Genomic DNA, 19,937 nt, shown 5'->3' with positions numbered 1-19,937 from the left:
GTCACCCTCCGGACCGGACATCGATGTCCTACCCCGGTACTACGAGCCCCGTCTCGTAGGCGAAGACCACCGCCTGGGCCCGGTCGCGCAGGCCGAGCTTGGCCAGGATCCGGCCGATGTGCGTCTTCACGGTCTGCTCGGCCACCACCAGATCGGCGGCGATCTCCTGATTGGACAGACCACGGGCGATCAGCCGCAGCACGTCGGTCTCGCGCGGGGTGAGCGCGTTCAGCGCGGTGGGCCGCGGCCGGTCGGCGGCCGGGCGGGCCGCGAACTCGGCGATCAGCCGGCGCGTCACCGACGGGGCCAGCAGCGCCTCGCCGGCGGCCACGATCCGTACGGCCTGAATGAGATCGGCGGCGGGAGCGTCCTTGAGCAGGAAGCCGCTCGCCCCGGCGCGCAGCGCCGCGTACACGTAGTCGTCCAGGTCGAACGTCGTCAGAATGACGACCTTGGTGTCCGGCGACGCCGCGGAGAGCTGCCGCGTCGCCTCCAGGCCGTCCATGACCGGCATCCGCACGTCCATCAGCACCACGTCGGGCCGCAGCTCCCGGGTCCGGGTCACCGCCTGCGAGCCGTCGGCCGCGTCGCCGACCACCAGCATGTCGTGCTGGGCGCCGAGCAGCGCGCCGAAGCCCTCGCGGACCATCGCCTGGTCGTCCGCGATGAGAATCTTGATCACTCGCCCGCCTCCACCGGTAGGACCGCGCGCACCACGAAAGTCCCGTCGGCCACGCCGGCCGTCAGGGTGCCACCGAGCAGTGTGGCCCTCTCCCGCATTCCCGACAGGCCGTGCCCGCTCTCGCCGGCCGGACCCCGCGCGGCGTTGCTCACCTGGAGTTCCAGACGATCGCCGTCGCCGCGGGCGGTCACGGCCACTTTCGTCCCCGGAGCGTGCCGGGCCGCGTTGGCCAGGGCCTCCTGCACGATCCGGTAGGCGGCCAGCCCCACCGTCTCCGGCAGGGCGGGCACCTCCTCGTACGAGATCGAGACCTCGACCCCCGCCGCCCGGGCCGTCTCGATCAGCTCGCCGACCTCGGCGAAGCCGGGTTGCGGGGCCCGCGGAGCGTCGCCCTCACCGGTCCGCAGGACGCCCAGCAGCCGCCGCATGTCGGTCAGCGCCTCCCGGGCCGCCGACGCGATCGTGGCCAGCTCCTGCTCGGCCTCGGCCGGCAGCCCGCCCAGCCGGTAGGGCGCGGTCTCCGCCCGCACGGCGATCATCGACATGTGGTGGGCCACCACGTCGTGCATCTCGCGGGCGATCCGGGCCCGCTCCTCCAGCACCGCCCGCTTCGCCCGCTCCAGCTCGGTGAGCTCCTCGTTCTCGGCGAGCAGCCGGCGGGCACGCCGCCACCGGGACACGATGTCGCCCATCACCGTGATCACCGCCACCAGCACGGCGGCGCCCCACGCGTTGGCGTCCGGCGCATAGACGAAGATCGGTACGACGGTGAAGGCGCCCGCCCACACCGTCAGCGCCGTGTCCTGGGTGACGGCGAGCCGGCCCAGGACGAAGAGGAACCCGATGATCTGCACGGGGTTCCAGGGCCACGGCTCCTTCGGATCGGCGTACATCGACCCGATGAACAACATCACGAAACCGAACCGCCACGCGAGAACGGGCCACCGGAAGGCGATCGCGACCGGCAGGACCGAGCCGGCCGCGATGACGGCTATCGCTATGCCGGGCGCTTCCCGGTTGTCACCGATGTACGTTGCCGCAGCTCCGCCGAACCCGGCCAGCGCGAGGAGCCCGACCGGCAGCGCGAAGACCCAGGGCCGGCGCCGGATCGGCGGGCGGGGCGCCTCCCGGCTCCAGAGCAGCCGGCGCAACGGCCCCATGGCATTGCGCCCGGGCGCGGGGCCGATAGTCTCCATCCCGGCAGGTTACGGCGCTGATGCGGCGCCGTCGTGCCCCCGAGGTGCCACCCGGCACCCCCTACCTGGGTATGAGGAGCGTTTCGTCGTGGCTCGCACGGTATTGGTGACTGGCGGCAACCGGGGCATCGGCCTCGCCATCGCGCAGGCGTTCGCCAAGCAGGGTGACCGGGTCGCGGTGACCCACCGGGGCAGCGGCGCCCCCGAGGGCCTTTTCGGGGTGCGGTGCGACATCACCGACCCGGCCCAGGTCGACGCGGCCTTCACCGAGATCGAGAAGGAGCTCGGCCCGGTCGAGGTGCTGGTCGCCAACGCCGGCATCACCGACGACACGCTGCTGCTGCGCATGAGCGAGGAGCAGTTCGAGCGGGTCGTCGACACCAACCTCAAGGGCTCGTTCCGGGTGACCAAGCGCGCCAGCTCCAAGATGCTGCGCGCCAAGTGGGGCCGGATCATCTACATCTCGTCGGTCGTCGGCCTCTACGGCGGACCCGGTCAGGTGAACTACGCGGCGAGCAAGGCCGGACTGGTCGGCATGGCCCGCAGCATCACTCGTGAGCTGGGCAGCCGCAACATCACCGCCAACGTGGTGGCGCCGGGCTTCATCGAGACGGAGATGACAGCGGTCTTGTCCGAGGCCCGCCAGGCGGAGATCATCAAGGCGGTTCCGGCGGGGCGGCTCGCCAGCCCGGACGAGGTGGCGGCCGCGGTGACGTTCCTGGCGAGCGACGCCGCCGCGTACATCAACGGCGCGGTCATCCCCGTCGACGGCGGCCTCGGTATGGGCCACTAAACAACTTTAGGAGCGTTTTTCCGTGTCTGGACTGCTGGCCGGCAAGCGGCTGCTCGTCACCGGTGTCATCACCGACGCGTCCATCGCGTTCTCGGTGGCGAAGATCGCCCAGGAGCAGGGCGCCACTGTCGTGCTGACCGGCTTCGGCCGCCTCTCGCTGGTCGAGCGCATCGCCAAGCGCCTGCCGTCGCCGCCCCCGGTGATCGAGCTCGACGTGACCGATCCCGATCACCTGGCCGCCCTGCCCGACAAGGTGCGTGAGCACGTCGACGGCATCGACGGCGTCGTGCACTCGATCGCCTTCGGCCCGCAGAGCGTGCTCGGCGGCGAGTTCCTCAACGCCAAGTGGGAGGACGTGGCCAAGGCGATCCAGGTCTCGACGTACTCGTACCAGTCGCTCGCCGTGGCCTGCCTGCCGCTGATGCAGCAGGGCGGCAGCATCGTCGGCCTGACCTTCGACGCCACCAAGGCGTGGCCGGTCTACGACTGGATGGGCGTGGCCAAGGCCGGCCTCGAGTCCGCGTCCCGCTACCTCGCGCTGCACCTGGGCCAGCAGGGCATCCGCAGCAACCTGGTCTCGGCCGGCCCGCTGCGCACGATGGCCGCCAAGTCGATCCCCGGCTTCGAGCAGTTCGAGGACGCGTGGGCCGCCCGGGCGCCGCTCGGCTGGGACCTGCACGACACGTCGGCCGCCGGCAAGGCCGTCTGCGCCCTGCTCTCCGACTGGTTCCCGGCCACCACGGGTGAGGTTGTGCACGTCGACGGGGGTTACCACGCGCTCGGCGCCTGACCCGGTGACAGTATTGGCGGGTGGTTTACGACGCCTTCGTCCTGCTGTCCTTCGGCGGACCCGAGAAGCCCGATGACGTGATGCCGTTCCTGCGCAACGTGGTGCGCGGGCGCGGCGTCCCCGACGAGCGCCTGACCGAGGTGGCCGAGCACTACTACCACTTCGGCGGCGTCTCGCCGATCAACCAGCAGAACCGCGATCTGCTGGCCGCGGTGCGGTCCGATTTCTCCGGCAACGGCATTGATCTGCCGACGTATTGGGGCAACCGGAACTGGCACCCGATGCTCGAGGACACCGTCGCCCAGATGCGCGACGACGGCATCAAGCACGCCCTCGGCTTCGCCACCAGCGCGTACGGCGGTTACTCCTCCTGCAAGCAGTACTGGGAGGACATCGCCGGCGCCCGGGCCAAGGTCGGCCCCGGCGCCCCGGTCATCTCCAAGATCCGTCAGTTCTGGGACCACCCCGGCTTCGTCGACCCGAACGTCGACGCCGTCCGGGCCGCGTTGTCGACGCTCTCCGGAAAAAGGGAGACGACCCGTCTCGTCTTCACCGCCCACTCCATCCCGGTGACCATGGCCGAGACGGCCGGGCCGACCGGCGGCCGCTACACGGCGCAGCTGAACGAGACCGCCCGCCTGGTCCACGAGCGGGCCGCCGCCGACCTCCCGTGGGACCTGGTCTGGCAGAGCCGCTCCGGCCCGCCGCAGGTGCCGTGGCTCGAGCCCGACATCAACGACCACCTGCGGCAACTCGCCAAGGACGGCGTCACCGACGTGGTCGTCAGCCCGATCGGTTTCGTCTCCGACCACCTCGAGGTGATCTGGGACCTCGACAACGAGGCGGCCGACACCGCCAAGGAGCTCGGCCTCGGCTACGCCCGCGCCGCCACCCCGAACACCGACCCCCGATTCGTCGCGATGATCCGCGATCTGGTCCGGGAGCGCACCGACGGCGTCCCCCTTCAGCGACTCGGTACGCTGCCGGTCTGGGACGACTGCCCGGTGAACTGCTGCCCACCACCACGGCGACGAGGAGCATGATGCCTGAGCGCAAAGCCATCGAGAGCTGGCTCACCGACATGGACGGCGTTCTCGTCCACGAAGGTGTGCCGGTCCCGGGCGCGCCCGAGTTCGTCAACAAGATGAAGTCGTCCGGCAAGCCCTTCCTCATCCTGACCAACAACTCGATCTACACCCCGCGTGACCTGCAGGCCCGGCTCAACCGCATGGGCTTCGACGTGCCCGAGCAGTCGATCTGGACGGCCGCCCTGGCCACCGCGCAGTTCCTGCACGACCAGCGCCCCGGCGGCACGGCGTACGTGATCGGCGAGGCCGGCCTGACCACGGCCATGCACGCGACCGGCTACGTGCTGACCGATTTCAACCCCGACTACGTGGTGCTCGGCGAGACCCGCACCTACAGCTTCGAGGCCATCACGAAGGCCATCCGCCTGATCGACGGCGGCGCCCGCTTCATCTGCACCAACCCCGACGCCACCGGCCCGTCCAACGAGGGCGCCCTCCCCGCCGCCGGCTCCGTGGCGGCGATGATCTCCAAGGCGACCGGCGTCGACCCGTACTTCGTCGGCAAGCCCAACCCGATGATGATGCGCTCGGCCCTGAACACCATCGAGGCCCACAGCGAGAGCACGGCCATGATCGGCGACCGCATGGACACCGACATCCTCTGCGGCCTCGAGGCCGGCCTGGAGACGATCCTGGTCCTGACCGGCATCAGCACCCGCGAGGAGAGCGACCGCTACCCCTTCCGCCCATCGAGGGTTGTGAATTCAGTGGCCGACCTGATCCCCGAGATCTGAAGCCCCTTCAAGAAGAATCAAAGGCGGATGCCGTAGCGGGGTGGGGCGTACGGATCGCTGCTCACGCCGAGGGCCGCGGCGGGGAGAGCAGGGCGCTGGCGCGCCCAGAACGCTCACCCCGCCACGGCGACGTGCGTAAGTGGTGACGCTCGAAAACCCGCACTGATCCCGCACGCCTCGAGCGAGCCGCCGCCTGGTCCGCTGCCCGGCCGTGTCCGATTTTGATCGGTTCCCTCCAGTGCGGCGCCGGCACACGACGGCGTGCGTCTGACAGTCGCACTAGTCGCGTCGCCTGAGCTCGCCTTTCGTGGGCGTTGCTGACTTCGCGGCCGTTGCCGACTTCGCGGCCGTTGCCGACTTCGCGGGCGTTGCTGACTTCGCGGGCGCCGCCGCGACACGTGTATTCGGCCGACGTTGGTAGTCGGCGGGCGCCCGGTCTCGTTGTTCGAGTGTGCCCCTCGGCGGGCTCCCCGGGGTGCCCGTCGACGTTCGTCTGGCGCGGCCCGGCATCCATATCACCGCCGTCGAACAGGCGCGGTCTCGTTTGGTCGAGTGGCCCCTCCGGTGAGCCGATGAGGGCTGTCGGCGGGCGGGTCGAGGGCGGCGAGCGGCCGGGGTGGAATAGGTGTTGTGGGCATTTGAGAGGAATTCGGGTCTTAGGGTAGGGAGTGTGCCGCGCTTTCCTAGTTCCCGCCGGGTGGTGGCGGGGTGGGTTCTCGTGGCGACGCTTGCCGGAGGTGTGGGCGTCGCGCGGGTCGACGGCGCTGAGCGGTACGAGATCAGGGCGGCCCGGCGGGTCGCTGTCGTGCCGAAGGTTCCGCCGCGAGCCGCGCCGGTGGCCGACGCCAGGCCGGCGCCGCGGGATCTGCCGACGATCGACTACTGGGGAGCGCCGGGCGGATTTCCGAAGGATGCCGCTCCGGAATCGGTGACGCCGATCTCGGAAGATCTGCGCCCGCTCCGGAAGCTGGCCGTCTACGACGCTCCCGGCGGGCGGCCGCGGGCCTTTCTGCCCCGCTCGTTCAGCGGTTTGACGGTGACCGTCCCGATCGTGGAGCGTCGCCCCGGCTGGGCCGGGGTGCTGCTGCCGTCTCTGAACCGGCGCGTCGGATGGATCCCGGAGAAGGCTCCCGCTCCCGAGCGCGGCCCGAACCTGGGCCGGGACCGGAAGGTGCAGCCGTCGGGGGCCGCGGATTCCAGGGCGGCCGAAAACGCGCAGCCGTTGGCTGGCGGCGTTCGCGGTGGGGTGCGTGGGAAGGCGGCCGGGTGGGAGGTTCTGCCGCTTCGGGATCAGCTTGTTCTGCATCGGCGGGGGCACCGGCTTGTCTGGCTCCGGGATGGGCGGCTCCGAGGCGAGTGGAAGGTGGCCGTCGGGGCGTCGCGGACTCCTACGCCGCTCGGGCGGACCTTTGTGCTCGGGCGGACGATCACCGTTGGCGGGGTCTACGCGGGGCTGGACGCTCTTGTGCTCGGGGCGGTGCCGGACAACCGGGAAGCTCTCGCCCCGGCGCTGCGGGACGGGCACACCGGTATTCACGCCTGGAGCCGGCGGTCCGCCTTCGGGCGCAGCGTTTCCAATGGCTGTGTGCGCCTGCCCGCTGACGCCCAGCGGGTTCTGCTGCGTCATCTCGGGCCGGGGACGCCCGTGCATGTCATCGACTGAGGACCCATGGTGGGAGTACCTCGACGGCGGCGGTGACGAACAGGGCGGGGTCGCGCGGTGCGGGCTGGGAGAGCCACGCCTCGACCACTCCGGCCGTTCCGTGGGCCAGGAAGGCGCCTTGGGTCTTCGTACGCCATGAAGGTGTGCCCTCTCCTGGGGGGAGGAGAGCCGGGTTCTGTTCCAGGAATGTGGTGGCCGTGGTGGCGAAATGGTCGACCAGCAGGCGGTAGAGGGTGGCGCTGCGGTGGCCCACCAAACCCGCCGTGTAGAGGGCGTCGAAGCGGGTCAGGTGGTCGGCCATCGCGGTGGCCGAGCGTTCCCAGACCGCCCGTGGGGGGAGCGCCGAGGCGGCGAAGCCGGCTATCAGGTCGGCGCGCATGGCGTCCAGGTCCTCGTACAGCAGCTCGGCGAGCACGGCGGCGGGGCTCGTGGCGTGCTGGTAGAACGTCGTGCGGTTGACGCGGGCGGCGCGGACCAGGTCGGCCACCGGAATGTCCTCCACGGGGCGGTCGGCGGCCAAGCGGACGACGGCTTCTCTCAAACGGGTGCGGGTGCGCTGCACGCGGACGTCGACGGACACGGACGAAACCTTAGCGGCCGGGAAACGATCAAGCTCTCACCTGCGCTAACCAACAGGTGTCTCTTTTCTTTGGCACGCAACAGTGCCATCATGAAAGGACGCCGCGCCCCGAGGGATCGAGAGCCGCGCGGTGAATCCTCGACGGCACCGCCCGGGACGGGCCCTGCCGTTGGTGCGCCCGGAAAGAGGCAAATGTTATGAAGGCATCCGTCACCAAAGGGCTCGGGCAGGGCTTCGTCCTCGAAGAGGTCGAGCTGGCCGCCCCGATCGGGCGTGAGGTTCGCGTCGAGGTCAAGGCGTCCGGCCTCTGCCACTCCGATCTGAGCATCGCCACGTTCCTCGGCGGCGAGTTCCCGACCGTGCTCGGGCACGAGGTGGCCGGCGTCGTCACCGAGACCGGGCCGGACGCGTCCGAGGTCAAGGTGGGCGACCACGTCGTGGCCAGCCTCATCCAGTTCTGCGGGCTGTGCGTCAACTGCCTGAGCGGCCGTACGCATCTGTGCTCGCGGCCCGAGTTCACGCTGCGCACCCCGGACCAGGCGCCGCGGATCACCTGGAACGGGCAGCCGGTCGCGCAGGGCATGGGCGTGGGCGGGTTCGCGCAGGAGGTGCTGCTGCACGAGAACCAGGTCGCCGTGGTGCCGGACGAGATGCCGTGGGCGCCGGCCGCGCTCATCGGGTGCGGTGTCCTCACCGGGGCCGGCGCGGTGCTCAACAGCGCGGGCGTGCGGTACGGCGAGACCGTCGTGGTGATCGGCGCCGGTGGGGTCGGCATGAACGCGATCAGCGGGGCCCGGCTCGCGGGGGCCGGGAAGATCATCGTGACCGACATCGAGGACGGGAAGCTGGAGCGGGCCAAGGCCTTCGGGGCCACCCACGTCGTCAACTCGCGGGCCGACGACCCGGTCGAGGCGGTCCGCGACATCACCGGCGGGGGCGCCGACCACGTCTTCGACTTCGTGGGCGTACGCCCGGTCACCGCCCAGGGTTTCCAGATGCTCGGCAAGGGCGGCGGCCTCTACCTGATCGGCGCGGCCGCGGTCGACGCCGGCCTCGAGGTGAGCACCCTGGTCGCGCTCTCCGCCTCGCAGAAGGTGCAGGGCGTCTACATGGGCTCGTCCAACCTCAAGAAGGACATCCCGTTCTACGCCTCGATGTACCTCCAGGGCCGGATGAACCTCGACGACCTGGTCTCCAAGGAGATCGGCCTGGCCGACATCGACGCCGGATACGAGCTGCTCAAGGACGGCGAGACCGCTCGGGTCGTGGTGACCGCTCTGTAGGCGGGCACGGAAAAGGGCGCCGCGCGAGGCGACGCCCTTTTCCGTAGCGGCTGAATCAGCAGCGGCCCTTGGTGACCACCGGCTCCTTGCTCGCCGAGACCTTCACGCAGGCGAACGCGCCGTCGGCCGCCACCTGAGCGACACCGCTGCGCACGACGCCGGCCTTGACGCCGTCGCCCTCCGCGTTGCGCTCGGCCACGGCCTGCTTGAGGTAGGTGTTGACGTTGCCCTTCTCGAGCTGCCGGAGCTGGACGTCGAGGGCGAGCAGCCGAGCCTCGGTGTACGCCGTGTCGCCGTCGCTGAGGCCGCCGCCCGCGTACGGCTGGGCGCCGCCGCCGGTCAGGCCGGAGGTCAGCTTGCTCGGGTCGATCTTCGTGGCGCCCTCGGGGGCGGCGATCTCGGCGCCCGTGGTGACCTCGAAGCGCAGCGCGGCCCGGCCGGTCGCGCCGTCGATGAACTGGAGGAAGTTGACCTCGATGGCGGTCAGCTTCTCGTCCTTGATCCACAGGTCGAGGGTGATCGGGCGGTCCTCCGGCGCCTTCGGGAGCTCCTTGGTGACGTCGGTGCCGAGCTCCTTGCCGAAGACCCCGGCCAGGCGCTTGAACTCCTCGTAGCCCTTGGTGGTGGACGTCGTCACCGTGAGGTGGCTCTCGTCGGCCGGGTCGCGGACGATCTGGGCGCTCTCGAAGAGGTTCTTCGCGCTCGCCTGGATCTCGCTCTGCAGCTTCGCCGCCTGAGCCGGGTCCTGCGACGGGGTGGCCTTGCCGAGCGCGCCCTCGGCCGCCTTGGCCACGTCGACCGACACCCACTTGCCGTCGAAGAGCGCGGCCGCCTCGGGCAGCTCGCCCGTGAGGCCCTGGCGCATCTCGGTGACGTCGCTCGCGGCGGCGCCGAACTTGGTGGCCAGCTCCTGCACCGGCGCCTTGACGTACACGACGCCGTCGATGACCCGCAGCTCGGTGCCGGTCACGCCGTCGATGGTGGCCGACAGCGACGCGCGGTCGTCCTTGTCGCCCTCGCCGGCCTTGTCGGTGGCGATGGTGAACGACGAGTTGAACAGCTTCTTCAGCGTCTCGGCGTCGGGAACGTCGGACGGGTCCTCGAGCTTGAGGCCCGCGGCCAGGTCTTCCGGGCTGCCGGTGAGCTTGACCGTGAAACCGGTCTGCTTGGCCTCGGACAGCTGCGAGGCGGCGTTGCGGAGCTCGAGCTTGGGCTCGATCTCCTTGATCTTCTGAGCGCACGCACCGGCGAAGGCCAGGGCGGTGGCACCAGCGGCGGTGGCCGCCATGAGGCGCTTAACGCGCATTTTGGTTCTCCCCGTGATAAAAGTCAGCAACCTAGGGTGCTGGATCGCCGTCCGGCGCGCCATAGACGAACGTACGAATCCTTGTCAACAGGTGTCTGAGTCCTTGGTCACGCAGAGCGATGGTTGCCCGGGCAACGGGGCAAAGGCGTGGCCGTGGCGAAGAATGGATTCCGGGCGCTGAGGTCAGTGCCGTTCCGCTGGTACTTCGGCGGTCAGATCGCGTCGGCCAGCGGCACCTTCCTCCAGCAGACGGCCATCGGCTGGCTCGTGCTGCAACTGACCGGCTCGGCGTCGGCGCTCGGCCTCGTGCTCGCCGTGGGCGGGCTGCCGTCGCTGATCCTCGGGCCGTGGGGCGGCAGCGTCGCCGATCGGTTCGACCTGCGGCGGCTGCTGATAGTGACGCAGGCCGTCTACGGCGCGCTGGCCCTCGCGATCTGGATCGCCGCCACCACCGGGCACGCCGGGGTGCCGCTGGTCATCGCGATCGGCGTGGCCGGCGGCATCGTCGGCATCGTGGACTCGCCGGCCCGGCAGGCCTTCGTCTCGTCGCTGGTGCCGCCGGACGACCTGGCCAGCGCGGTCAGCCTCAACGGCGTCGTGATGAACAGCGCCCGCGTCGTCGGCCCGGCCCTGGCCGGCGTGCTGATCGTCGCGGTCGGCGTCACCCCGTGCTTCCTCGTCAACGCCGTCTCGTATCTGGCCGTGATCGGGGCGCTCCTGCTGATCCGCCCCCTCGCGGGGAGCAAGCGGACCGGAACGGGCCCGGCCGGCGTGGCCGCCGCCGTCCGCTACGCGCGCACCCGCCAGCAGGTGTGGCTGCCACTGACGATGATGGCGCTGGTCGGCCTGCTCGCCTTCAACTTCTCGGTGGTGCTGCCGGTGCTGGCCAAGCAGACCTTCCACGGCTCGGGCGGCACGTACGGGCTGCTCTCCACCATGCTGAGCGTCGGCTCCATCGCCGGCTCGCTCGGCGTGGGCCTGGTCAAGCACCCGAGGCGGCAATATCTGATCGTGACCGCGCTGGCCTTCGCGGTCGGGCTGGCCGCGACCGCCGCCGCCCCCAACGTGGCCACTGCCACGGTCACCCTGCTCATCACCGGCGCCGCCGGGTTCGCCTTCACCACGCTCGCCTCGACGACCATCCAGCTGCACACCGCGCCCGAGTACCGGGGCCGGATCGTGGCCCTCTGGGTGTTCGTCTACATCGGAACGACACCGATCGGCAGCGTCATCACCGGCTGGCTCAGCGGCCTCGGCGGCCCGCGCCTGGCACTGCTCGTGGGCGCGGTCTCGTGTGTGGTGGCCGCCCTCATCGCGCTGCGCGTGAAGACCCCGCCGCACATCGACGACACCCTGCTCGACCTGGCGCCTACCCGGTCCTGAGTGGACGGGAGGCGAACCACCGGCCGGCGATCGCCGTGTGCAGGCTGAAACCCAGTTCCTGGGGTGCGGCCAGGATCTCCCAGCCCAGCGACTCGTCGTTCGGCTCGGAGAGCGGCATGTCCGACACATGGGCCAGCGGGGGCAGCAACCCGAAGACGAGCAACGTGCCGTCGGGGGCGCTCAAGGTGTCGTACAGGCGTACCTCGGAAGGGTCTGCCTGAAGGCCGGTCTCCTCGAAGAGTTCGCGGACGACGGCCTCGGGCCACGCCTCGCCGAAATCGATGAAGCCGCCGGGCAGGGCCAGTTTGCCGGCGGCCGGGGGAATGGCGCGGCGGACCGTCAGCAGGCCGCCGCCGACCGGCTGCACCGCGACACCCACCGGGGTCGGGTTGCGATAGGTGGTCTCACCGCAGGCGGCGCAGCGGCGCGGCCACTCCCGTACGGCGCCGAAACGGGCCCCGCAGAACGTGCAATGCAGGAACCGGTCAGGCATGCAGCGGCGAGTTGCAGGCGGCGACCAGCGCCTGCCGGCACGCGGTCGTCAACGGGCGCAGCGCCGCGTCGCGCTGCTGAGCCTCGAAGCCGTTCACCGCGCCGCCGGGCGCGTTGCTGCCGGCGAGGGCCAGGACCTGGTCGAGCACGCTGGCCCGGGCGAACAACCGCCGCGCCCGGGGCTCGAAGCCCGGTGGCAGCGTGGCCGTGCTCTCCGGACGGCGCAGCGCCTGCAACGCGCCCGCCAGCTCCGGTTTCCACTGGGCCACGTCGAGTTTGGTCAGCTGGGCGGTGGCCTCGGACAGGGCCAGGGTCAGCTCGCTCTCGGCCTCGGCCGCGCCCATCTGGAAGACCGGGCGATATCCCTCGACCGGGAAGTAGCGCCAGACCACCGTCTCGAACTCGACGCCGGAGCCGGAGACATGCCGGCGGACGTCGGGCACCACACCGAAGTCGGGGGTCATCACGGCCTCGCCGGCCAGCATCGCGGCGCCGGTCAGCTCGCCCGGGCCGGGCAGCCCGCGCGGGTCGCCAGGGGCGGGCAGGACCAGCCGGATGTCGTCGGGATGCACCTTGGCGAAGGCCGGGAGGCCCTGCGGCAGCGGGACGTCGGTCCACGTGCCGGGCGCGTCGGCGAAGAGGTGCTCCTCGTCGTGGGCGATCTCGTCGGCGAGCTCGTCGAACGGCACGAGCCCGGCACGCCAGGCGCGAACCCAGGACACGAACCGGGTGGAGCGCCGCGTGGTGCGGGTGGCCGCATCAGCTGCGGGGGACATGCGAGCAAGGGTACGTGCCCACCGGGAAGCTTGTCTCGGCCGGAGAGTCATAAGTCCCGTGTCTCCGCGCACGGGTTACGGTGCCTTGCATGTATGGGGAGGACGTGCTCAAGGGCGACTGGCGTAAGCGGAAGGTCGCGCCCGAGGTGGACGCCGAGCGGGACCTGGTGGTCGAGGACGCGGAGTCGGGCTTCTGCGGCGCGGTGATCGGCTTCGAGCTGGGCGCGGTGGTGCTCGAGGACAGGTTCGGCAAGCGGCGCAACTTCCCGCTGGCGCCGGCCGCGTTCCTGCTCGACGGCCGGCCGGTCACGTTGCGCAAGCCGGCCGCGGCCCCGGCGCAGGCCCAGCGGCGGGTCACCGCGTCGGGCTCGATCGCCGTCGACAACGTGCGCGCGCAGGTGGCCAAGGCGAGCCGCATCTGGGTCGAGGGCATCCACGACGCGGCCCTGGTCGAGCGGATCTGGGGCGACGACCTGCGCATCGAGGGCATCGTGGTGGAGCCGCTGGACGGCATCGACGATCTCGCGGGCGCGGTCCGCGGCTTCCAGCCGAGCTCGCAGCGGCGGCTGGGCGTGCTCGTCGACCATCTCGTGGCGGGCTCGAAGGAGAGCCGGATCGTGTCCTCGGTCACCGACCCCAACGTGCTGGTCACCGGCCACCCGTACGTCGACATCTGGCAGGCGGTGAAGCCGGAGCGGGTCGGCCTGTCGAAGTGGCCGGTGATCCCGCCCGGCCGCCCCTGGAAGGAGGGCATCTGCCAGGCCGTCGGCGTGCGCGAGCCGGCCGACATGTGGCGGCGGATCCTGCGCTCGGTGAGCAGCTACAAGGACGTCGAGACCCCGCTCATCAACTCGATGGAGCGGCTGATCGACTTCGTCACGGTCCCATGACGCTCGCGAGGCGCTTCGCGGCCTCGGCGAGACGATCGGGCGGCTGCGCCGCATAACCCAGGATCAACCCCGGCGGTCCGGGTTGCAGGCGGTGCCACGACAGAGGATGCACGAGTACGCCCGTACGCGCGGCCGCCCGCTCCGCGATCACGGTGTCGGGGGTGTCTCCCGCCGTCATGATCAACAGGTGCAGTCCGGCGGCGACGCCCGTGACCCGGCCGCCCGGCAGGTGCTGCCGCAGCCCGGACAGCAGGGCGTCGCGCCGTCGCCGCTGCCGCGACCGGACGGTCCGCAGATGGCGCTCGTAGTCGCCGCTCGCCAGCAGCCGGGCCAGCACCAGCTGCGGCAGGGCCGGGTTGCCGAGGTCGCTGTCGTGCTTGGCCGCGAGCAGTTCGGCCTGCATCGGCCGGGGCGCCACCAGCCAGCCGAGCCGCATTCCCGGCGCGAGAGATTTCGAGACGCTTCCGCAGTACGCCACGTGATCGGGCGCCGAGCCTTGCAGGGCGGCGACGGGCGCCCGGTCGTAGCGGTGCTCGGCGTCGTAGTCGTCCTCGATGATCAGCCCGTCCCAGGCGAGCAGCGCCCGCCGCCGCGCCGGGCTCAGCACGACCCCGGTCGGGAACTGGTGTGCCGGCGTCAGCAGGGCCGCGTCCTGGGTCAGCGCGTCGACCCGCAGGCCCTGTTCGTCGATGGGGACCGGCTCCGGGCGTACACCCCAATGGGCGAGCTGGTCCCGCGCCCCGCGTGACCCTGGGTCCTCCACCGCGACAGCGGTGTGGTTGTTGGCGTGCAGCGTCTGCGCCAGCAGAGCCAGCGCCTGCGCGACGCCGCCGACCACGATGACGTCGTCGGGCTCGCAGCGGACCCCGCGCACACGGGCCAGCCAGGACGCCAACTCGGTGCGCAGGCGGGGCGTGCCGCCCGGATCGCCGTAGCCCAGATCGGCCGCGGTGATCTCGTCGAAGACCGCCCGCTCGGCCCGCAGCCAGGCCGCGCGGGGAAAGGCGGCGAGGTCGGGAACGCCGGGGGAGAGGTCGATGTCGATGCCCTCGGGCGGCGGCAGGGGAAGCCGGATGGCGGCGAGATCGCGGCGGCGGTCGGTGGTCCTGGCCGGGGTGGCCCGGGGGGCGGTGACGACCGTGCCGGCGCCGGTGCGCGCGGTGGCCAGCCCCTCGTCGACCAGCCGCTGGTAGGCGTCGACGACGACGCCGCGGGAGACGGCGAGCTCGGCCGCCAGGAGCCGGGTCGCGGGCAGCTTGGCGCCGGGCGTGAGACGGCCGGAGGTGATGGCGGCGCGCAGGGCGCCGGCGAGCCAGGCGGTGATGCCCTTGGGCGGCGCCTCGTCCGGCCGGAGCTGGAGGAAGTCGGACATTGGTCCTCCTGAGGGGGCCGTGATTGGTCCTTCAATCGGACCATACCGCCGACGAGCATGAACGGCGTGAAGTCTTTGCCCGCCCTTTCGGGCGCTCTCGGAATGGTCTTCGTCGGCGGCAGCGTGGCCGTCTCCGGCGTGCTCGTCGACGCGCCGGCCATGACCGTGCAGGCCTTGCGGTACGCCGTGGCCTGCCTGCTGCTCGTCGTGTACGCCCGCGTCATCGGCCGGCGGCTGGTGCGCCCGCGCGGCGCCGAATGGCTCTGGCTGGCCGGGGTCGTGGTCACCGGCATGTTCGTGTTCAACCTGGCCCTGGTGCACGGCGCCCGGCACGCCGAGCCGGCGGTGCTGGGGGTGGCGGTGGCCTGCGTGCCGCTGTTGCTGGCGGTGGGCGGGCCGCTGCTGGAGGGCCACACGCCGGCGCCGCGCCTGCTGCTGGCGGCGGCGGTGGTCACGGCGGGGGCGGTGCTCGTGCAGGGACTCGGGCGGGCCGACGGGATCGGGTTGTTGTGGGCGCTGGTCACGTTTGTCTGCGAGGCCGGGTTCACGCTGCTGGCGGTGCCGTTGCTGGGGCGGCACGGGCCGCTGGGCGTGTCGGTCCACGCGACGTGGATGGCGGCCGGGGTGTTCGGCGTGGCCGCCCTCGTCCTCGAAGGGCCGTCGCCGCACCTGCGCGCTTCCCATGTGTTCGCCGGTGTCTATCTGGCGGTGGCGGTCACGGCGCTGGCCTTCGTGCTCTGGTACACGTGCGTGTCGCGGTTGGGGTCGGCCCGCGCCGGGTTGCTGACCGGCATCGCGCCCGTCGCGGCGGCCGCGGCCGGGGTGGCGCTCGGCGGTCCCGTACCCAGCCCGCTCGTGTGGGCCGGCATCGCCTTGGTGGCTCTGGGTCTGGTCGTGGGGATGACGCCGGCGTCGCTTCCCGAACCGGCCCTGTCGAATCAGTGATATGAAGAACTCGTAGCAATGATCTCGGCGTGCTAGGCTCGTCGTATCGGCGATACGCAGAGGGCGTATCGACGTGATCAACGAGGTGGGACTCATGGCTGTAGCTGTTGTCACCGGTGCCTCGCGCGGAATCGGCCGCGCCGCCGCCATCGCCCTGGGCGCCGCCGGCCACGACGTGGTCGTCGGTTACGCCGGCTCGCCCGACGCCGCTTCCGAGACGGTCACCCTCGTGGTGGAGGCCGGTGGCCGGGCCGTGGCGGCCCAGGCCGACGTCGCCGACGAGCAGGCCGTGTCCGGCATGTTCGACCTGGCCGAGAAGGAGTTCGGCGGCGTCGACGTCGTGGTCAACTCGGCCGGCCTGATGCTGCTGTCCCCGCTGGCCGACCTCGATCTCGACGACCTCGACCGCATGCACCGCACCAACATCCGCGGCAGCTTCGTGGTCGCCCGCGAGGCCGCCCGCCGCCTGCGTGACGGCGGCGCCATCATCATGGTCTCGACGTCGGTGGTGGGCCTGCAGTTCCCGGCCTATTCGGCGTACGCCGCCAGCAAGGGCGCCGTCGAGGCCATGATCCTGGTCCTGGCCCGCGAGCTGCGCGGCCGCGACATCACCGTGAACGCCGTGGCCCCCGGCCCCACCGCCACCGACCTGTTCCTCAACGGCAAGGACCAGTCCGTCATCGACAACCTGGCCAAGCAGCCCCCGCTGGAGCGCCTGGGCCAGGCCGAGGACATCGCCGGCGTCATCGCCTTCCTGGCGAGTCCGGCCGGCCACTGGGTGAACGGCCAGACCGTCCGCGCCAACGGCGGCATCATCTGACGTGGTTGATCGGCGACCTTCGTCGATCAGGCCAGGTGGGACGGGTCGCGGCTGAAGACGAATGTGGCTATGTCGATGGCGGTCAGCTCGCCGTCCGGGTTGCGCAGGACGGTGAGGATCTCGCCCTCGTTCTCGCCGTCCACGCCCCGCCAGCGGTCGGGGGCCTCCCGGGTGAAGCGGGACCAGTGGAACGGGCCGGTCATCTCCAGGGCGGCGCCGTCGGTGACGATCTCGTATTCGCGGCCCATCCACCACCAGCGGCCCACCAGGGCCGCCGCCTCTCCGGCGGGTGGGGTGGGTGGCTGCCACGGTGCCGGCGGGGGCGCCGGCTCGGCGTCCAGGACCGTGGTCAGGGCGTCCAGGGCCACCTGCTTGATGGTGGTGCCGGTCAAGCCGTACGCGTTGGCGAAAGCGACCACGCCCAGACGGCTGCGGCGGTGGACCGCGAGCTGGGCCACGTAGCCGGGCATGGAGCCGCCGTGGCCGACGAAGACGCGTTCGCCCACGCGGAACAGCTGGGGGCCCAGGCCGTGGCCGGCCGTCCAGGACTCCAGGTCGCTGATCACCACCGGGGCGCACATCTCGTCGACCGTCTCGCGGGACAGGACCGTGGGGGACGGGTCGGTCCAGAACGCCGCCCACTTGGCCATGTCGGTGATCGTCGACCAGAGCTGGCCGGCCGGGGCCATCGCGCCCGAGTCGAGGCGGGGCTCCTCGTGCATCGCGCCGCCCAGGGCGTGGACCACGTAGCCGCGGGCGAACGGCTCGACCGGAGCGTACGTCGTCCTCTTCATGCCCAGCGGGTCGAGCACCCGCTTGGCCGCCAGGGCCTGCCAGCTCTCGCCCGTCACCTTCTCCAGGACCGCGCCGAGCAGGCCGTAGGCCAGGTTCGAGTAGCGGAAGCGGCGGAACGGCGGGCCGGCCACCTTGTCGTATCCGAGCTCGGCCAGCAGCTGGTCGACGTCGCCGCCGGTGGCCCGTTCCCACCAGGCGCCGTCCGGCTCGCGTTGCAGGCCGGAGACGTGGCCGAGCAGCTGGCGCAGGGTCACCCCGCCGATCGGCGTTCCCGGCAGGTGGCGGTAGAGGAGGTCGTCGAGGGCGAAGAAACCCTCGTCGCGCAGCTGCATGACCATGGTCGCGGTGAGCGTCTTGGTCACCGAGCCGAGACGGTACTGCGTTTTCGCGTCCGGCCGGGGATGCTCCCCGACGAAGGACTGGTGCAGCACCGCCCGGTCCCGCACGATGGCCAGGGCGAAGGACGGCACGCGCCCGTCGGCCTGCGCCCGCGCGGCGATCTCATCGACCCGCCGGCCGGTCTGCGGTAGCAGCGATGGAATCGGCGACACGGTGGACCCTCTCGATAAACGACTGATGGGTACAACTATGTAAGACGGATTGAGTGTCGCCCCCGATGCCCCGAATCTGCGCTCGGTGTATGTGAAGTCGCCGTACGTGCGCGGGCGTGCAACGATCGTGGTGTGGAAGCGGTTCTCTGGATCGTGCTAGGCATCGCATTGGCGATCGCCGAGGCTTTCACGGCCACTTTTCTCATCATCTTCTTCGCGGTGGGCGCGCTCGCCGCGGCCGGAGTGGCCGCCCTGGGTGCGCCGCTGCTGGTCCAGGTGATCACGTTCGCGCTCGTCTCCGGCATCTCCGTCGGGGCGCTCCGGCCGATCATCATGCGGCACGCCAAGCCCGCCTCCGAGACCGGCGAGACGCCGTTCGGAGTGGAGGCGATCGAGGGCAGCCACGGCATGGTGCTCGAGGAGGTCGACGCCGACCGCGGCCTGATCAAGCTGGACGGGGAGCTCTGGCAGGCCCGTTCCTTCGACGGCAACGAGAAATACCTGCCCGGCGAACGCGTCCGGGTCATCAAGGTCAAGGGCGCCACCGCCATCGTCTGGCGCGACGACCTGCCCAACATCTGAAGACATATAGAGAGGCGCCATGGAAGCAGTGATCGGTGTACTCATCATCGTGATCGTGGTTTTCGCCATCGTCACGCTGCTCCGGTCCGTCCGCATCGTCCCCCAGCAGCGTATGGACGTGGTGGAGCGCCTGGGCAAGTACAAGCGGACCCTCAGCCCGGGTCTGAACCTGCTGGTCCCGTTCGTCGACTCGGTGCGCAGCAAGGTGGACATGCGCGAGCAGGTCGTCTCCTTCCCGCCCCAGCCGGTGATCACCTCCGACAACCTGGTCGTCTCGATCGACACGGTGCTCTATTTCAAGGTGGTCGACCCGGTCCGGGCGACGTACGAGATCGCGAACTTCCTCCAGGCGATAGAGCAGCTGACCGTCACGACGCTGCGTAACGTCATCGGCTCGCTCGACCTGGAGCGCGCGCTGACCAGCCGCGAGGAGATCAACCGGCATCTGTCGTCGGTGCTGGACGAGACCACCGGCCGATGGGGCATCAAGGTCACCCGGGTCGAGATCAAGGCGATCGAGCCGCCGCCGAGCATCCGCGACTCCATGGAGAAGCAGATGCGCGCCGAGCGTGACCGCCGCGCCGCGATCCTGAACGCCGAGGGCCACAAGCAGTCGCAGATCCTCACCGCCGAGGGTGAGAAGCAGGCCGCGGTGCTGCGCGCCGACGGTGACCGGCAGGCCCGCATCCTTCAGGCCGAGGGCCAGGCCAAGGCCATCCGTACGGTCTTCGACGCGATCCACACGGCGAATCCGTCGCAGAAGGTCCTGGCCTACCAGTACCTCCAGGCCCTGCCGCAGATCGCCAACGGCTCGGCCAACAAGGTCTGGATCGTGCCGACCGAGCTGACCAAGGCCCTCGACGGTCTCGGCGGCGCCCTGGGCGGCCTGGCCAACATGGCCGGCGACGCCCCGAAGGCGGGTGTCGACGCGGCCGCCGTCGAGCGCGAGGCCGTCGCGGCGGCGCAGGCCGCCGCGGCCGAGGCCAGCAAGATCAATGAGGCCGTACGGGAGGCGGAGGCTCAGGTCAGCGGCGACCCCGACAAGACGGCCGCCCTGCCCGCTCCCGAGCCGATTCCGCCGTCGGCCGCCCTGGGCGGGGCCGACTACAACGGCGCCGCCGATCTCGAGGGGCGCCGCGAGCGCGCCTGAAGATTTTGATCACGGCCGGCCCGTTCGGGTCGGCCGTGTCGCGTCCGTACGGGGATAATCATGCTG

General features: G+C 71.1%; 20 protein-coding genes. 12 read left to right on the top strand and 8 right to left on the bottom strand.

What is annotated here, in order from left to right:
• Positions 1-28 precede the first annotated feature (28 nt).
• Together ACFY36_RS38305 and ACFY36_RS38300 are read right to left on the bottom strand one after the other, a co-directional pair.
• A complete protein-coding gene (locus ACFY36_RS38305) occupies positions 29-682 on the bottom strand; it encodes a response regulator (RefSeq protein ID WP_499750797.1) in 654 nt (217 codons plus the stop codon).
• Entirely contained in the window at positions 679-1,878 is a 1,200-nt protein-coding gene (locus ACFY36_RS38300; RefSeq protein WP_499750796.1) for a sensor histidine kinase, read from the bottom strand. Before ACFY36_RS38300 ends, ACFY36_RS38305 begins: the two co-directional genes overlap by 4 nt.
• An 88-nt stretch (positions 1,879-1,966) precedes the next feature.
• On the opposite strand from ACFY36_RS38300, the gene ACFY36_RS38295 reads away from it, so the two are divergent.
• The 5 genes from ACFY36_RS38295 to ACFY36_RS38275 all read left to right on the top strand — a co-directional run bounded on the left by ACFY36_RS38295 (position 1,967) and on the right by ACFY36_RS38275 (position 6,946).
• Positions 1,967-2,671, top strand: coding sequence for a beta-ketoacyl-ACP reductase (locus ACFY36_RS38295; RefSeq protein ID WP_499750795.1), 705 nt, complete (start codon positions 1,967-1,969; stop codon positions 2,669-2,671).
• 22 nt (positions 2,672-2,693) lie between these two features.
• On the top strand, positions 2,694-3,461 hold the full coding sequence (fabI, locus tag ACFY36_RS38290; protein ID WP_499750794.1) for an enoyl-ACP reductase FabI: 768 nt from the start codon (positions 2,694-2,696) through the stop codon (positions 3,459-3,461).
• A 20-nt stretch (positions 3,462-3,481) separates the two neighbouring features.
• Complete coding sequence (locus ACFY36_RS38285; protein ID WP_499750793.1) at positions 3,482-4,504, top strand: ferrochelatase; 1,023 nt, start codon at positions 3,482-3,484, stop codon at positions 4,502-4,504.
• Positions 4,504-5,283 (top strand): HAD-IIA family hydrolase, encoded by a 780-nt coding sequence (locus ACFY36_RS38280; RefSeq protein ID WP_360259570.1) that lies wholly within the window; start codon positions 4,504-4,506, stop codon positions 5,281-5,283. Before ACFY36_RS38285 ends, ACFY36_RS38280 begins: the two co-directional genes overlap by 1 nt.
• Positions 5,284-6,001: 718 nt before the next feature.
• Positions 6,002-6,946, top strand: coding sequence for a L,D-transpeptidase (locus tag ACFY36_RS38275; protein WP_499750792.1), 945 nt, complete (start codon positions 6,002-6,004; stop codon positions 6,944-6,946).
• On the opposite strand, the gene ACFY36_RS38270 is transcribed toward ACFY36_RS38275, so the two are convergent.
• Entirely contained in the window at positions 6,936-7,526 is a 591-nt protein-coding gene (locus ACFY36_RS38270) for a TetR/AcrR family transcriptional regulator (protein WP_499750791.1), read from the bottom strand. The genes ACFY36_RS38275 and ACFY36_RS38270 overlap by 11 nt on opposite strands.
• Before the next feature lie 197 nt (positions 7,527-7,723).
• Between ACFY36_RS38270 and ACFY36_RS38265 the strand changes: the two genes are divergently transcribed.
• A complete protein-coding gene (locus tag ACFY36_RS38265; protein WP_499750790.1) occupies positions 7,724-8,809 on the top strand; it encodes a zinc-binding dehydrogenase in 1,086 nt (361 codons plus the stop codon).
• A 55-nt stretch (positions 8,810-8,864) separates the two neighbouring features.
• Here the strand turns inward: ACFY36_RS38265 and ACFY36_RS38260 are convergent, their stop codons facing one another.
• Entirely contained in the window at positions 8,865-10,115 is a 1,251-nt protein-coding gene (locus ACFY36_RS38260; RefSeq protein ID WP_499750789.1) for a hypothetical protein, read from the bottom strand.
• 153 nt (positions 10,116-10,268) lie between these two features.
• Between ACFY36_RS38260 and ACFY36_RS38255 the strand changes: the two genes are divergently transcribed.
• Entirely contained in the window at positions 10,269-11,498 is a 1,230-nt protein-coding gene (locus ACFY36_RS38255) for an MFS transporter (protein ID WP_499750788.1), read from the top strand.
• Here ACFY36_RS38255 and ACFY36_RS38250 read toward each other — a convergent pair.
• Positions 11,485-11,991 (bottom strand): NUDIX domain-containing protein, encoded by a 507-nt coding sequence (locus ACFY36_RS38250; protein WP_499750787.1) that lies wholly within the window; start codon positions 11,989-11,991, stop codon positions 11,485-11,487. The two genes, ACFY36_RS38255 and ACFY36_RS38250, sit on opposite strands and share 14 nt — an antisense overlap.
• The gene (locus ACFY36_RS38245; protein ID WP_499750786.1) at positions 11,984-12,766 is read right to left on the bottom strand and encodes an Rv1486c family protein; all 783 of its coding nucleotides are present in this window, start codon (positions 12,764-12,766) and stop codon (positions 11,984-11,986) included. Before ACFY36_RS38245 ends, ACFY36_RS38250 begins: the two co-directional genes overlap by 8 nt.
• A gap of 89 nt (positions 12,767-12,855) precedes the next feature.
• On the opposite strand from ACFY36_RS38245, the gene ACFY36_RS38240 reads away from it, so the two are divergent.
• On the top strand, positions 12,856-13,656 hold the full coding sequence (locus ACFY36_RS38240; protein WP_498696089.1) for a DUF3097 domain-containing protein: 801 nt from the start codon (positions 12,856-12,858) through the stop codon (positions 13,654-13,656).
• Here the strand turns inward: ACFY36_RS38240 and pdxR are convergent.
• A complete protein-coding gene (pdxR, locus tag ACFY36_RS38235; protein ID WP_499750785.1) occupies positions 13,643-15,028 on the bottom strand; it encodes a MocR-like pyridoxine biosynthesis transcription factor PdxR in 1,386 nt (461 codons plus the stop codon). The two genes, ACFY36_RS38240 and pdxR, sit on opposite strands and share 14 nt — an antisense overlap.
• A 57-nt stretch (positions 15,029-15,085) precedes the next feature.
• On the opposite strand from pdxR, the gene ACFY36_RS38230 reads away from it, so the two are divergent.
• Both ACFY36_RS38230 and ACFY36_RS38225 read left to right on the top strand, forming a co-directional pair.
• Positions 15,086-15,973: a DMT family transporter gene (locus ACFY36_RS38230; protein WP_499750784.1), complete on the top strand. Its 888-nt coding sequence runs from the start codon at positions 15,086-15,088 to the stop codon at positions 15,971-15,973.
• A gap of 94 nt (positions 15,974-16,067) precedes the next feature.
• Positions 16,068-16,793 (top strand): SDR family oxidoreductase, encoded by a 726-nt coding sequence (locus ACFY36_RS38225; protein WP_499750783.1) that lies wholly within the window; start codon positions 16,068-16,070, stop codon positions 16,791-16,793.
• A gap of 26 nt (positions 16,794-16,819) precedes the next feature.
• Here the strand turns inward: ACFY36_RS38225 and ACFY36_RS38220 are convergent, their stop codons facing one another.
• A complete protein-coding gene (locus tag ACFY36_RS38220) occupies positions 16,820-18,139 on the bottom strand; it encodes a serine hydrolase domain-containing protein (protein WP_499750782.1) in 1,320 nt (439 codons plus the stop codon).
• 132 nt (positions 18,140-18,271) lie between these two features.
• On the opposite strand from ACFY36_RS38220, the gene ACFY36_RS38215 reads away from it, so the two are divergent.
• Both ACFY36_RS38215 and ACFY36_RS38210 read left to right on the top strand, forming a co-directional pair.
• Positions 18,272-18,721: an NfeD family protein gene (locus tag ACFY36_RS38215; RefSeq protein WP_499750781.1), complete on the top strand. Its 450-nt coding sequence runs from the start codon at positions 18,272-18,274 to the stop codon at positions 18,719-18,721.
• A gap of 19 nt (positions 18,722-18,740) precedes the next feature.
• Positions 18,741-19,871: an SPFH domain-containing protein gene (locus ACFY36_RS38210; protein WP_097318802.1), complete on the top strand. Its 1,131-nt coding sequence runs from the start codon at positions 18,741-18,743 to the stop codon at positions 19,869-19,871.
• Positions 19,872-19,937: the final 66 nt, after the last annotated feature.

The organism is Actinoplanes sp. NPDC000266 (assembly GCF_042899005.1).
GTDB lineage: Bacteria > Actinomycetota > Actinomycetes > Mycobacteriales > Micromonosporaceae > Actinoplanes.
This window is presented reverse-complemented; position numbering and strand designations above follow the sequence as displayed.

Bases quoted from the DNA above. Each gene is read 5' to 3' on its own strand.
- ACFY36_RS38300 (WP_499750796.1), bottom strand. From the start codon at position 1,878: ATGGAGACTATCGGCCCCGCGCCCGGGCGCAATGCCATGGGGCCGTTG.
- ACFY36_RS38280 (WP_360259570.1), top strand. From the start codon at position 4,504: ATGCCTGAGCGCAAAGCCATCGAGAGCTGGCTCACCGACATGGACGGC.
- ACFY36_RS38265 (WP_499750790.1), top strand. From the start codon at position 7,724: ATGAAGGCATCCGTCACCAAAGGGCTCGGGCAGGGCTTCGTCCTCGAA.
- ACFY36_RS38260 (WP_499750789.1), bottom strand. From the start codon at position 10,115: ATGCGCGTTAAGCGCCTCATGGCGGCCACCGCCGCTGGTGCCACCGCC.
- ACFY36_RS38250 (WP_499750787.1), bottom strand. From the start codon at position 11,991: ATGCCTGACCGGTTCCTGCATTGCACGTTCTGCGGGGCCCGTTTCGGC.
- ACFY36_RS38245 (WP_499750786.1), bottom strand. From the start codon at position 12,766: ATGTCCCCCGCAGCTGATGCGGCCACCCGCACCACGCGGCGCTCCACC.
- ACFY36_RS38240 (WP_498696089.1), top strand. From the start codon at position 12,856: ATGTATGGGGAGGACGTGCTCAAGGGCGACTGGCGTAAGCGGAAGGTC.
- pdxR (WP_499750785.1), bottom strand. From the start codon at position 15,028: ATGTCCGACTTCCTCCAGCTCCGGCCGGACGAGGCGCCGCCCAAGGGC.
- ACFY36_RS38230 (WP_499750784.1), top strand. From the start codon at position 15,086: ATGAACGGCGTGAAGTCTTTGCCCGCCCTTTCGGGCGCTCTCGGAATG.
- ACFY36_RS38225 (WP_499750783.1), top strand. From the start codon at position 16,068: ATGGCTGTAGCTGTTGTCACCGGTGCCTCGCGCGGAATCGGCCGCGCC.
- ACFY36_RS38210 (WP_097318802.1), top strand. From the start codon at position 18,741: ATGGAAGCAGTGATCGGTGTACTCATCATCGTGATCGTGGTTTTCGCC.